Origin of the sequence: Sphingomonas sp. (genome assembly GCF_051962185.1) — a bacterium.
Taxonomy (GTDB): Bacteria; Pseudomonadota; Alphaproteobacteria; order Sphingomonadales; family Sphingomonadaceae; genus Sphingomonas.
Genome location: NZ_JBQCCN010000186.1, coordinates 1 through 11046 on the forward strand (window position 1 = coordinate 1; position 11046 = coordinate 11046).

Annotated in this window: 18 protein-coding genes; 8 read left to right on the top strand and 10 right to left on the bottom strand. The window is 52.0% G+C overall.

Annotated features, from left to right (window positions below):
• The 4 genes from ACTHJR_RS11565 to ACTHJR_RS11580 all read left to right on the top strand — a co-directional run.
• A partial coding sequence (locus ACTHJR_RS11565) for a hypothetical protein (protein WP_440523345.1) occupies positions 1-998 on the top strand: 998 nt, incomplete at its 5' end.
• Between the two features lie 306 nt (positions 999-1304).
• Positions 1305-2063 carry a hypothetical protein gene (locus ACTHJR_RS11570; protein ID WP_440523346.1) on the top strand — a complete coding sequence of 253 codons (759 nt, stop codon included), beginning with the start codon at positions 1305-1307 and terminating at the stop codon, positions 2061-2063.
• Between the two features lie 65 nt (positions 2064-2128).
• Positions 2129-2365, top strand: a complete 237-nt coding sequence (locus ACTHJR_RS11575; protein ID WP_440523347.1) for a hypothetical protein — start codon at positions 2129-2131, stop codon at positions 2363-2365.
• Complete coding sequence (locus ACTHJR_RS11580; RefSeq protein WP_440523348.1) at positions 2365-2634, top strand: hypothetical protein; 270 nt, start codon at positions 2365-2367, stop codon at positions 2632-2634. The genes ACTHJR_RS11575 and ACTHJR_RS11580 overlap by 1 nt, the downstream gene beginning before the upstream one ends.
• 27 nt (positions 2635-2661) lie before the next feature.
• Here the strand turns inward: ACTHJR_RS11580 and ACTHJR_RS11585 are convergent, their stop codons facing one another.
• From ACTHJR_RS11585 to ACTHJR_RS11600, 4 genes are all read right to left on the bottom strand, one after another.
• Positions 2662-3234: a dATP/dGTP diphosphohydrolase domain-containing protein gene (locus ACTHJR_RS11585; RefSeq protein WP_440523349.1), complete on the bottom strand. Its 573-nt coding sequence runs from the start codon at positions 3232-3234 to the stop codon at positions 2662-2664.
• Positions 3231-4193 (bottom strand): thymidylate synthase, encoded by a 963-nt coding sequence (locus tag ACTHJR_RS11590; RefSeq protein WP_440523350.1) that lies wholly within the window; start codon positions 4191-4193, stop codon positions 3231-3233. Before ACTHJR_RS11590 ends, ACTHJR_RS11585 begins: the two co-directional genes overlap by 4 nt.
• Positions 4193-4576, bottom strand: a complete 384-nt coding sequence (locus ACTHJR_RS11595) for a hypothetical protein (RefSeq protein WP_440523351.1) — start codon at positions 4574-4576, stop codon at positions 4193-4195. The genes ACTHJR_RS11590 and ACTHJR_RS11595 overlap by 1 nt, the downstream gene beginning before the upstream one ends.
• 65 nt (positions 4577-4641) lie before the next feature.
• A complete protein-coding gene (locus tag ACTHJR_RS11600) occupies positions 4642-6375 on the bottom strand; it encodes a hypothetical protein (RefSeq protein ID WP_440523352.1) in 1734 nt (577 codons plus the stop codon).
• A gap of 97 nt (positions 6376-6472) precedes the next feature.
• On the opposite strand from ACTHJR_RS11600, the gene ACTHJR_RS11605 reads away from it, so the two are divergent.
• The 4 genes from ACTHJR_RS11605 to ACTHJR_RS11620 all read left to right on the top strand — a co-directional run bounded on the left by ACTHJR_RS11605 (position 6473) and on the right by ACTHJR_RS11620 (position 8575).
• Entirely contained in the window at positions 6473-7093 is a 621-nt protein-coding gene (locus ACTHJR_RS11605; protein WP_440523353.1) for a glycoside hydrolase family 108 protein, read from the top strand.
• Positions 7093-7494: a hypothetical protein gene (locus ACTHJR_RS11610; RefSeq protein ID WP_440523354.1), complete on the top strand. Its 402-nt coding sequence runs from the start codon at positions 7093-7095 to the stop codon at positions 7492-7494. Before ACTHJR_RS11605 ends, ACTHJR_RS11610 begins: the two co-directional genes overlap by 1 nt.
• Entirely contained in the window at positions 7491-7937 is a 447-nt protein-coding gene (locus tag ACTHJR_RS11615) for a hypothetical protein (RefSeq protein WP_440523355.1), read from the top strand. Before ACTHJR_RS11610 ends, ACTHJR_RS11615 begins: the two co-directional genes overlap by 4 nt.
• Before the next feature lie 308 nt (positions 7938-8245).
• Complete coding sequence (locus ACTHJR_RS11620) at positions 8246-8575, top strand: hypothetical protein (RefSeq protein ID WP_440523356.1); 330 nt, start codon at positions 8246-8248, stop codon at positions 8573-8575.
• Here the strand turns inward: ACTHJR_RS11620 and ACTHJR_RS11625 are convergent.
• The 6 genes from ACTHJR_RS11625 to ACTHJR_RS11650 form a co-directional block, all read right to left on the bottom strand.
• A complete protein-coding gene (locus ACTHJR_RS11625) occupies positions 8526-8948 on the bottom strand; it encodes a hypothetical protein (RefSeq protein WP_440523357.1) in 423 nt (140 codons plus the stop codon). The two genes, ACTHJR_RS11620 and ACTHJR_RS11625, sit on opposite strands and share 50 nt — an antisense overlap.
• Complete coding sequence (locus ACTHJR_RS11630) at positions 8926-9897, bottom strand: metallophosphoesterase (protein WP_440523358.1); 972 nt, start codon at positions 9895-9897, stop codon at positions 8926-8928. Before ACTHJR_RS11630 ends, ACTHJR_RS11625 begins: the two co-directional genes overlap by 23 nt.
• Positions 9897-10163, bottom strand: a complete 267-nt coding sequence (locus tag ACTHJR_RS11635; protein ID WP_440523359.1) for a hypothetical protein — start codon at positions 10161-10163, stop codon at positions 9897-9899. The genes ACTHJR_RS11630 and ACTHJR_RS11635 overlap by 1 nt, the downstream gene beginning before the upstream one ends.
• Complete coding sequence (locus ACTHJR_RS11640) at positions 10153-10533, bottom strand: hypothetical protein (RefSeq protein WP_440523360.1); 381 nt, start codon at positions 10531-10533, stop codon at positions 10153-10155. Before ACTHJR_RS11640 ends, ACTHJR_RS11635 begins: the two co-directional genes overlap by 11 nt.
• Positions 10497-10814, bottom strand: a complete 318-nt coding sequence (locus tag ACTHJR_RS11645) for a hypothetical protein (RefSeq protein WP_440523361.1) — start codon at positions 10812-10814, stop codon at positions 10497-10499. The genes ACTHJR_RS11640 and ACTHJR_RS11645 overlap by 37 nt, the downstream gene beginning before the upstream one ends.
• On the bottom strand, positions 10783-11046 hold a 264-nt coding region (locus ACTHJR_RS11650), incomplete at its 5' end, for a 3'-5' exoribonuclease domain-containing protein (protein WP_440523362.1). The genes ACTHJR_RS11645 and ACTHJR_RS11650, both read right to left, overlap by 32 nt.

The window sequence follows — 11046 nt, forward strand, 5'->3', positions numbered from 1 at the left end:
CCCACTATCGCTACGAGGGTGTCAACCCTGCTCAGGCCGACACCATCCGTACTGCGGCAGGACGCCGCACTGAGACTGCCATGGAAATTGGCACTATTGTGCCGCCCACTAGCTCGCCTCAGTGGGTGAACGTCGCTTCGGGTACGCCGAACTTCACGGCTAACATCGGGGGCACCGCTGCGGCCACCGTGGTGTCCAACGCCGCTCTCGGCGCACAGGACCCCGGCACTCGTATCAATGCTGCTGCCACTCTCATTAATCCCGGCAAGATTCTTATCTCCGGTGCTAGCACACTTGCCAGTTGGCAAAACGGCGGTGATAACACCAAGATCGAAGGTGGTGCTATTGCCGCCAATACGATCACGGCAAATAAGCTGACCATCGGTAACCGTAACGTCAATGTGATTGACATTACATTCAGCACGAACGGGACAACTCTGTCTTGGACCTCTGGATATGTCGGGTACACAAACGACGCGGGTACTCAGGTACAAGCTTCCGTTTCTGCAGGAAGCACTAGCCTCACCGGGTACGTCTGGGTGTACTGGACACAAGGAGCTACCACTCTCTCTGCTACGAATACAAACCCGTTTTCTGGCAGCTTCAGCCAAGATAATGCCGTCACTTTCTGTACGTGGCAGAGCGGACAAAAATGGTTTGTTGCCAACTATGGAACTACCATCATTGATGGCAGTCGGATTACTGCAGCCAGCATTGCGGCTGACCGTCTGGTGGCCAACAGCATTACCTCGGCTCAGATTGCGGCTAACACGATCACTGCTGATCGTATGAATGTGACCAGCCTGTCCGCGATCACGGCAAACTTGGGTGCGATCACCGCCGGGTCTTTGAACATAAATGGTAAATTTATTGTTGCGTCTGACGGTACAACCACTATTCAAAGTGCAACTTCTGGAGCACGTCTGGTACTCAGCGGTTCCACTGTGGAAGTGTATGACGCAAGCAATGTCCGCCGTGTTCGATTGGGAATTTGGTAATGCCTCAAGGGCTTCAAGTTTGGGATGCATCGGGTACTTTGATTGTAGACACTAGTGTGTCTGTATTGAGAGACTTTGTTACAACCTCAGTAAGTGACACGACAACAGCCACACAAACTGTTGCTATCACGCCCCCCGCAGCAACTACTGCTGTAATTACAAACGCATTCATTACCACGGGCGCAGACAACGATCTTCCACCAGAGACTAACTATAATTCTAGCACTGGTAATCTGGAATATAAATGGAACTCTGCTACAAGTTCAAAGGTAGCTGCACTTCGCGCTTTAGCATATTGAGGAAGTTATGACTGTAGGTTTTGAGGCATATAATGATGCTGGCAAACTTCAATTTGATAGTAATTCATCCGCCTTTGCCTTGGTAGGCTCTGGCAGTATTATCGCTAAAGACATTTGGTTTGTACCGGGGAGCGGCTTCGTCGATGACTACGACCCTTCAACAGGTATTCCCGGTGCTTACTATGATGGTACTTATCCATTAACAGCAAATCAGGCTACGCTTCCGAGCAATACTGAAATGGTAGCCTTTATGAATACAGGCGACCACTGGGGTTCTCCTATTTGGGGCAAGCGCGCCTCGGGTGGATTTTATGCAACGTATGAAACACAGCCCTGTACGTATTTGATGTCTGGTGTTCCGCGCTCAAATCTAGATAGTCACCTTGTCAACTGGTTTGCCTTTACCAGTATGCGCAATCTATCTCCATCTGCTCATAACGCCGGATTACAGATTTTCAATTCTGATGGCAGTCTATCATGGGATAGTTCTAGGCGACCGCTTCTCGTCACCGGCAGCGGAAACTACGCTCCGTCATCGTATCCGAACACTACCTCTGTCGGCGGTTCTCCCGGAGCTATAATTGCTCTCGACTATTTTGCGGCTACGTCTCGTCATTCTAGCATAGAATACCGTCTGGGATTCAACGGCAACAGCATAGGTGAATATGCCTATAAAAGTGGCGTAGGCTCGGGCAATTCAGCAATGATTGTGCCTTTATCTGGCGGATACCGTTTTCTAGGAGTTCACTCACTTAGTTTGAGCTAAAGCAGCTTTTTGATTGACAAAATCGAACCCTAAGCTTAGCCCATATTCACTGGAAAGGAATCAATATGAGTACCAAATCTAAAGACCCTGCTGACCAAGAAACTATCGCTCAGCTTCGCATCGAACTGGAAGAAAAGAGCGAGATCATCAAACTGTTCGAGAACCGCTACAACCGAGTGCATAACGAGGCGATGCAGTTCGAACTGGCGAACAATAAGCTGCAAACTGCGTTGAACGCAGCAAACCAATCGAACGCAAGACTGTCTGAAGAGCTTGCTCAACTGAAAGGACAAGACGCATAATGGCTACGACCTCTACCCCTTCGCTGTATCAGGCGGCTGAGATTGTGCAGTCTGCTGAGTGCACTGCGCTGCAATCGGTCTTGACGGCTCTGACTAATTTCAACAGCGAACTCGATACTATCGATGCAACGCTAAATCTGCCGCCCAATATGCGGTCGGATGCGAAGCGAATTATCACTGACCTCAAGATGCAAATTCAATTCCGACTTGAAACTGAAGTGCCGTCACTTATCGAGGCAGCAACGCCTCCGGCTCAACCCGCCGAATGAAAAAGGCCCCCGGAAGGGGGCCTTTCTTTATGCGTAGGAACCGTGATCACCAAAGTGTCGGATCATATCTCCTGCCGCCCCCGGCTTAGGCCGGTCGTCCTTAAGATTACCAGTGACGGTGGCGTCGGCAATGATACCAAGACAGGCCCGCGCGTGGCCGATATGTTTCGCCTGCGAGATAGGATCAACGTCCTCACCATCGAGGTACTGATAAAGATGCCTAATAGCAGCAGCGACATATACACGAGCAAGTACCTTATTTTCTCGCCAGTTGTAGGGTCCGTATTTACGGGCACCGTCCATCATGGCTTGTGCTTCCCACAGGATGCCTGCGGGAGGGACAAGGCTCACGTCGGGCTTGGTGGCACCGACTAGGTCCTTCGGATTAACACCCTCGTCTAGATCAGCTTTAACAGCAGAGCCAAAAGGTTGCCACTCGCCAATAGGGGTGTCTGACAAAGCTTGCTCAATCTCGACTGGCGTTGGCCGATCAAGAGATTCGCGCAACTCATCTTCTGAGATTGGTTCAGGCAGAGCAATACCGAGCTTGCTTAGGGCCTCGCTCACGTCCTCGGGCACGCCCTTAACATCTTTAGTCATACAGAAACCTCCGCTTCAATTGCAGGTGCTGGGTTGTAGTCCAGCAGCTTGATATCCTCGAAGGTTATTTCTTCGAGAGGTTTGATGTCGCCGATAAGTTCAAGCGACGGGAAAGGAACAGGGGTACGAGACAACTGCTCCTTAGCCTGTTCCAAGTGGTTAGAGTACAGGTGCAAATCACCAAACGTATGGATAAACTCACCCGGCAACAGTCCAACTTCACGAGCGATAAGATGCGTCAGCAACGCATAGCTAGCAATATTGAATGGGACACCGAGAAAGATATCAGCCGACCGCTGGTACAGGTGACAGGACAGATGCCCGTCTTGTACATAGAACTGGAATAGCATGTGACAAGGCGGCAAAGCCATATGCTCTTGCTCTCTAGGATTCCAACTCATAACAATATGACGACGCGATCCCGGATTGGTTTTGATCTGTTCAATTACCTCGGCGATCTGATCAATTCCCCCGTGCCGCTTTTCTCCGTCATCAGCTAGTGCGCCCCATGAACGCCACTGAGCGCCATAGACAGGACCAAGGTCGCCGTACTCATCGGCCCATTCATCCCAAATATGGATATTCTTATCGACAAGGCTCTTGATATTAGTCTCGCCGCGCAGCATCCACAGAAGCTCTTCTACGACACCGCGCCAGAAGACGCGCTTGGTAGTGAGCAGGGGAAAGCCCTTTTGAAGGTCGAAGCGCATCTGCCTAACGAAGACAGAGTATGTGCCTGTCCCGGTGCGGTCTTCGCGTACGTCACCTTCCGAGAGGTTGACGAGTTCCTGCAGCAGAGACAGGTACTGTAGCTCTGGATGGTAGGCTAAGCCATCCTGCCCGTTGCGCAGCATCTGAGGCTCGACGGACAGAATTGTGGTGCCTCCGGCCACCTGCATGAACCCGCCTTGCGGGTCAACAATGGTGCAGCCGTTGCCCACCAATAGGTCATGCTTCATTATGAAAGCTCCGGTTTGAAATAGTCAGGACGAGGATCGCGCGTCCGACGGGGAATAGAATAGAGAATGAGCACCGAACCGTCCCGACCGGTGCACATTTCATGTGTACCGGCTTCGTAGTCTTGACGAGCCTGAGCTATCTCAGGCAGCGTATTGTCCCACGAAGAATCATTGGCCTGCCGCTTTGCGACAACGTACGGGCGAAGTTCTGGACGACCATCACCGCCCCACCGCTGCTCGAACGGGCCGAGCTTGTCCTGATGGTCGTTGATGATATTCCAGACATCATTCACACCGATGCCGGTTGCTCGGCTGGTTTTGAATGGACTGCGAGTGCGCCGATACTCACGAAGCACATCGTCGATAATCTCTTGCGAATGCACGGGGTTTACTCCTTTTGGAGTTTGTTAAGTCATGTTTGGGAAATTTCCCAATTCATAAACTGGTGTTACGTCGTAATATCCATATCTATGACATGATCTGCGATTTCCACTGACCGATGAGTAACTAGAATAATCTGCTCTAGGTTCTCCCGCAAATTAGTCAGTGCTTTGGCGGTAGCTTCACGACGCTCGCTATCAGCATCGCTATCCATTTCGTCACCTATAAAGACAGGAAAAGTTTTTCCGACTAGGATTTGGCCAAGTGCTACCCTGAGGGCAATGTTGGCGACAGTCTCACCAGCGCCCGAAAGCGTCTCAAGCCTTTGCCCGTTTACGGTTATCTCCATGTCCTCGTCCACGACCACATCATAGAGTTCGCTGTTGGTCATCTTGTCGATGAGGTTCGATGCCACCTGCGAAAGGATGGGAGCAAGCAAAGTCTTGAGTTCAGCACGCCCTTCGGCCAAAGCCTGCGCGCCTTTCTTGAACTCGTCAGACATTGTGAGTTTACCAGCGATCTCGTTAGAAACTTTCTCGTAAGTTTCTAACGCAGCTTCATATGCATGAAGCTCATTCTCATAGATCATTGCTCTAGTACGGGCCTCGCGAACGTCCTCGATCAATTCCTCGCTATAAGCAGGCGCAAGGTGAGAAAGAGTTTCGCACACGCTGGCTACCTTGCCAAGCGCCTCTAGATAGCGTGCTTCCTGAGGCGTGTAGATATTCCACTCACGCTGTGTGGTCAGCATAGCCTCCAGTTCCTCACTGCGGTCCCAAAGCGGTTCGGCTTCAACCTTGGCAAGCAAAGCAAGATATTCTTCACGCTTGGCCATTTCTTGCAGCGCTTGGCGATGCACGCCAATCTCGGCTAAGCCAAGATCGGGGCCGTCTGGTATTTCCACCGCACCGATCTTGAAGTCGCAATTGGGACACACGATGCACTCAGGAGCAGTCACCCGAGCGAGCGCAGCATCTAACTCAGCTTCTGTGTAGGGAGTTGTTGCAGAGTTAGCCTCGATAGTGTCTTTGTATGAGCGAATGATCCATTCTCTTTTATGGCGCTCATCCTCATGGTGCTTAAGCCTTGCAATATCGCCATCAGACGGCAGGGGGTTGGCCGGTCGTTCGGGCTCAGCGGGCAGTATTAGCAGAGCTTCAAGCTCAGCACGCTGCCGGTTGTGCTGTTGCATTGCAGCCAATTCCTCAGCCAAGGTAGTTGAGTTACGATAATCGCACGGTGTCACAGGTGCCACGGGCGTAATCAAGGTCCGTGACATAGCCTCAGCTTCCAGCTTTAGAGTGCGAGCCTTGTCACGGCACAGCTTCTCGGTCTGCTCTACGTCCGTGATGCCTACCACTTGATCGATAAGTTTCTTACGGGCAGGTGCCCCAAGCTTACCGAAAACATCTGCGCCTTTCTGGACACTGGCGTTGCAGATATCGAAGACGGCCAGATCGTATCCGAGAAGTTCGACGACCTTTGCATTGACTGCACTAGCCCCTGTTGCCTTGATTTCACCGTCAACATGTAACGTCTCCTTGGTGCCTCTGTGTATGTCTACGCGCTTGTCCCGGATCATGTACGAGGCATCCACTACTAGATTCTTGTAGTCTGATGCTACGCCTCGCAGGGCAGCTTTACCGAACAAGGCATATCGAGTGACCTCGATAGAGCCGAAGGTCTTCCCACTACCGTTGCGGCCAACCACAGCGGTTATCCCCGGTGGCGGTGAAAATTCACCTTTTAATGTCAAGCCGCTTATGGGAAAAAATACGGAATATTTTGTATGTAGGATCATGTGGGTACCCTTATCTCACTTCGTTCCTATAGCATATAATTTTTTCAACTTTAGGGGGTAAAGTTGAAAAAAATATATAATATAGAAGGTAGTTAACATGACGACTCCGCGCGAATTTATCAGCCGCTTCATCGATGCGCACGAAGGTGGCTTGAGCCTGCATCCAGATGACAACGGCAACTGGTTCGACCCTATTCGGTACAAGACCGGCCTACCGCAGCGACGCAACAAAGGCACGCTGGTCGGCAGCAAGTACGGCGTTACCGCCTATGCACTCGCCAATTATCGCGGCGTATCAAACATCACGGCTGCTGACATGCGTAACCTCACGCACGATGAGGCAGTCAACATCGGTGTTGAACTCTATTTCAATCGTCCCGGCTTTTCGAAGCTCCCTTGGAACCGTGTGACCATGTCTGTTGTGGACAAGGGTTGGGGTTCAGGACCGGGCACAGCTATTCGTATCTTGCAACGCCTCATTGGCGTGCCTGCCGATGGCGCTATCGGTCCCATGACCGTAAACGCCTATAACAAGTGGCTGAACTCTTATGGCGAGGAAGGATCCGCATTCCGCTGGGGGGATGCCCGTATCGCCTTTGATCATGGCCTTGCCGTGAACGAAGGCGCGAATGATCCTGACAAGGTCTTCGAAAATGGCTGGAACAACCGCACGCGGTCGTTCTTGCCGGGGACCTCTTGGTGGAAAGCGAACGGATAATGAGTGACAACGTACCCGGTCCTATGAGCACGAGCCGTTATCGGTGGACCATTATTGCTTTCGTGTTCGCCGGTTTCATCAGCGCGGCCTTTGCAGGTTGGCAGCTTTTTGAAACTTCCCCCCGTGTCTGGTGCGTACTGGCTAAGGAAGGCTCCGCTGAAACGCGGGCTGCCTGCCTGTCTGTGCTACTGCGACTACTCGATATTAAGGATCATGCCGTAATTGGTTTGCTTGTCATCCTCGGCCTCACTATCTTGTCTGTTGTCGTGGTTGCCCTTGGTGTAAAACTCAAGGGACACGGACCCGGTGATCTTGGTTTCGATATAGATCGTGACGACGACACCCAGACAGTCAGAGCAGGTGATGCTACCGTCACCGGCCCAATAGTGGAGAAACAGTGATGGGAATCCCGCTTCCTTCGTTCCTTAGCGGACAGTTGTGGAAGATCGCCACAGGCGCAGCCGGTGTCATTGCGCTCGTACTCGGCTTCATGCTGATTTCGACGACCATCGAAAATCATCAGCTTTCGAACCGTAACAAAGACCTGATGACCCAGATCGAGGACCCCAACACGGGTTATGTGGCGAAGCTGGCACAGGCTCACACGAACGTAGCTACGCTACAGAACCAATTGAAAGAGTCTCTTGCCAGCTATCAGAAGCTGGAGAAAGAATCTAACGCTAAGCTGGCGGATACCGAAATCAAGCTGAAGGCCGCTCAAGACCAGACTGAACAGATGAAGGGTCAGTTGAGGCGTTTTTTGGCAACCAAGCCTCAGGGGTCTACCCTTGAGGCACAGATCAATGATATTGATCGCCGAGCAATGGCGGAGTTTCTGAAATGAAACAAGGAATTATACTCGTACTCGGACTACTCTTGGCGGCTTGCGCGAGCAAGCCTCAAGCACGTCCCGAGCCGATTATCATTACGCAGCCTGTCCCCGTTGCGACTCCTGCTCCGTGTGTACCTGATACACTAGGGGCTCCACCGGACTACGTGGACAGCGACAAGGCCCTTAAAGGAGCGAGCGGTCCTGCTGAACGCTACCAACTGTTATGGGCTGGTCGCGCACAGCGTAAAGCTCGCCTTAATGAGATTGAGCCTATCGTAGCAGCCTGTCCTCGTGGCTCCACGAAAAAGAAGTAAGGCTCAATGACCGGGGTGATCGATCAGTTCGCACGCGACCAAGCGCGGGATGCCAATGCTGCTCTTGAGCGGCACGAAGCTGAGTGTGCTCAGCGTTATCAGCGACTGGACGAAGGCCTTGACCGTGTCGAGGGCATTATCAAGTGGGCTGGCGGTTTGATTGTCACACTGATCATCAGCGTGCTCGGCTGGGCTCTCGTACAGCAGTGGAATGCTAACGAGGCCCAGAAGCGCGACCTTCAGCAGAAAATTGAAATGATGCAGGAAGCTCAGAGAGTGCAGCCCATTATTCAGGCTGCACCAAGCCCTGTTCCTTCTCCTGCTCCCGCTCGATAAGCTGACGCCAAGTCAGACCGCCCGCTCGCTCTTTGTGACCGAGCGCTTTCTTGCGACGCTTTGGCTTCACACCGGGGGAGGCCTTTGGCAGCACCTTGTAGTGCTCGTCTAACCAAGCATTCGCCTTGTGCGGCGCTGTGGCAAGTAGATTAGGCGTATGGACGTCAATGCACAGGGCATAGCGATCCTCATATGGCTTGTGGCTGCTCACCCTAATTACCGCCTCTTGGTCAGTATCAGGGAACAAAATCACATACCGGCTATCAGAGTGGGGCACCAAGCTGGATTCGATGCGCGCAGGGATACCAAGCGAACGGGCCTTGTCATAAATGTGGATAACAACTTCGGCGCTATTCTTCGGTAGACTCTTCATGGTGTGGTAGCCTCTCTTCAATGAAGGCTTGCACTTCGGGGTGCAGCGGTTTGATCTTGCGTTTCAAAATGCCGCCCCAATCAAAATTGTCCAGCGAAACTGTTTCCCCCGCTTCCATTTCTGGCTCGTCTTTCCGTACCACCTTTTTGGTGAGCGCCAGACAGTCTAGCTCCGGCATATCTTCGCCGGGGGCAACCAACAGCCTGACAAACTTATCGTGCAAATCGTTTCGTTCTAGTGCTTGCTCGGGTGTCAGAGTAACGTAAATGCTTCCTGCAGGGTCTTGGCTATGGCTGTACGGTTCGAGGGAACCGGTACAATGTACGATCCATCCGTCAACTTCATAGTCTCCGGGATTGTGGTCGTGGCCGGAATAGAGTTCAATTTCTCCAAAAGCTCTGCGAAGCGCTGCTGTTGGGGCAAGGTGATCATCCTTGCCGAATGATTGCAAATCCCAATGTCCGATAGCGGCATAAGCTTCTCCATCCTGTAAGTCAGACACCTGATCTAGTGCGGTGCGATCCCATTCCCAAGGGAACAAGGCTATGCCGCAAATGATATTAGGACGTGTTACCACATCAAGATTGTCGAGACGGTTCGACATACCAGTCGTAAATACGTGAAATGCGCCCGTCCCGTCCATTCTCTGAGGCAAGTCATGGTTCCCAGCCATCATTATATACCTGACGCTCGGACGGGCCTCAGCGGCGCTTAAAATCGCCTGCATGGCCTCATTCAAAGCTTGGTATGAAATGTACGGGTGTTCAAACAGGTCGCCCACCATGACGATAATGTCGCTGTCGTGGTCTAGTTCCTTGCGGAACTTCATCAATTGTCGTGCCTCACGCTCCCCGCGCCTATGCAAAGGGACCCCAACCTCGAACTTCTTGCCGAGATGGGGGTCCCCAATAAGATGCACGGTAGTACCGTCAGGAAGCGTAAAATCCATTACACGCGCACGGTATCACCGTCGCGGGTTGTGGTGAAGGATACACCCTTCGAATCCAAGAAACGCAGCACCATGAACGCACTAGCGAGAAGCGTATGAACTACACCTTCGCTATCGAGCACATAGTGCGTACCACTCACCTTGTTACGGAAGAACTTCTGCGGGTTGTCAATCCGGTAAACAGTGCCAGACTCGCTGACATATTCTCGGTAGGACTCGGATGAAATGTCATACCAGCCCTTAAAGGGATCAGAATCACTCGGCATTGCTCTTATCCTCCGCAAAATGCTCGCGAGCTTCCTCGTAAGAGTAGCCGGAGAATGGACGCTCATAGAACGTGCTCTGCGACCCGCCAGCGCGCTGCCGGTCAATCGATTGGATTGCTGCCACAGCGATTGCCGCGACCTTGACCATCGCCTTGCGAAAGGCATCAGTCACGTCCGGCTGGAGAGGAAGGAAGGTGCCACGCATCCAGCTAGTGGCATATTGGCCGATGTAGGCAGCCCACATCCACGGGGTGTTCTTGGTATCGTCAATTTCGACACCCCACTTGTCGTCTTGATACTCGCGCTCGGCGCGAATTTCGTCATACACGTTACTCATTTGATATTCTCCTTGATGAACATCTTCATCCATGACCACCACAAGCTATACCACACCGGTGAGAAGCTAGTGAAGGTTTTGTTGTCCTTGAATATAGGGTCTTTGTCATAGCCGGGAACAGGGGAAACAACAAACAATTTTACGTCTGTTCTCCCCCTGCGGGCTAGCTCTGTCTCAAGCCACTCTTTCTCAGTGTCGTGAGCACAGATAATATGCTGCTCGGGGCGAAGTTTCTTTAACAAAGCTTCGTACTTACCAGATACGAAGGCCTCGTCCATAGCGTCAAACGGAGATAACTTGCTGGAAATCTCCACGCTTCGCATGCATGAGGCAATCGATTTGGAAGGCACAGTCATGAAGGGCATTGTGTTTGTCACCATTGTTGGGAACGATTTCTTCCATTGAAGTGTGCTCAGGGATGCCGCGCAGACCGGCGATAAAGCTATTTAGGTCGCGGGCAATTCGGTAGTGAAACGGCATACGTCCACCAAGTTGCTCGAAGTGAGAGGCAACAAATGGCCAATCGAAGGAGAGAGGCTTGGCCCA

What these genes read in the sequence shown, in the direction of transcription:
- ACTHJR_RS11580 (WP_440523348.1), top strand. Translation starts at nt 2,365, where the DNA reads ATGGCTACGACCTCTACCCCTTCGCTGTATCAGGCGGCTGAGATTGTG.
- ACTHJR_RS11590 (WP_440523350.1), bottom strand. Translation starts at nt 4,193, where the DNA reads ATGAAGCATGACCTATTGGTGGGCAACGGCTGCACCATTGTTGACCCG.
- ACTHJR_RS11630 (WP_440523358.1), bottom strand. Translation starts at nt 9,897, where the DNA reads ATGGATTTTACGCTTCCTGACGGTACTACCGTGCATCTTATTGGGGAC.
- ACTHJR_RS11620 (WP_440523356.1), top strand. Translation starts at nt 8,246, where the DNA reads ATGACCGGGGTGATCGATCAGTTCGCACGCGACCAAGCGCGGGATGCC.
- ACTHJR_RS11585 (WP_440523349.1), bottom strand. Translation starts at nt 3,234, where the DNA reads ATGACTAAAGATGTTAAGGGCGTGCCCGAGGACGTGAGCGAGGCCCTA.
- ACTHJR_RS11640 (WP_440523360.1), bottom strand. Translation starts at nt 10,533, where the DNA reads ATGGATGAAGATGTTCATCAAGGAGAATATCAAATGAGTAACGTGTAT.
- ACTHJR_RS11570 (WP_440523346.1), top strand. Translation starts at nt 1,305, where the DNA reads ATGACTGTAGGTTTTGAGGCATATAATGATGCTGGCAAACTTCAATTT.
- ACTHJR_RS11575 (WP_440523347.1), top strand. Translation starts at nt 2,129, where the DNA reads ATGAGTACCAAATCTAAAGACCCTGCTGACCAAGAAACTATCGCTCAG.
- ACTHJR_RS11600 (WP_440523352.1), bottom strand. Translation starts at nt 6,375, where the DNA reads ATGATCCTACATACAAAATATTCCGTATTTTTTCCCATAAGCGGCTTG.
- ACTHJR_RS11635 (WP_440523359.1), bottom strand. Translation starts at nt 10,163, where the DNA reads ATGCCGAGTGATTCTGATCCCTTTAAGGGCTGGTATGACATTTCATCC.
- ACTHJR_RS11625 (WP_440523357.1), bottom strand. Translation starts at nt 8,948, where the DNA reads ATGAAGAGTCTACCGAAGAATAGCGCCGAAGTTGTTATCCACATTTAT.
- ACTHJR_RS11610 (WP_440523354.1), top strand. Translation starts at nt 7,093, where the DNA reads ATGAGTGACAACGTACCCGGTCCTATGAGCACGAGCCGTTATCGGTGG.
- ACTHJR_RS11605 (WP_440523353.1), top strand. Translation starts at nt 6,473, where the DNA reads ATGACGACTCCGCGCGAATTTATCAGCCGCTTCATCGATGCGCACGAA.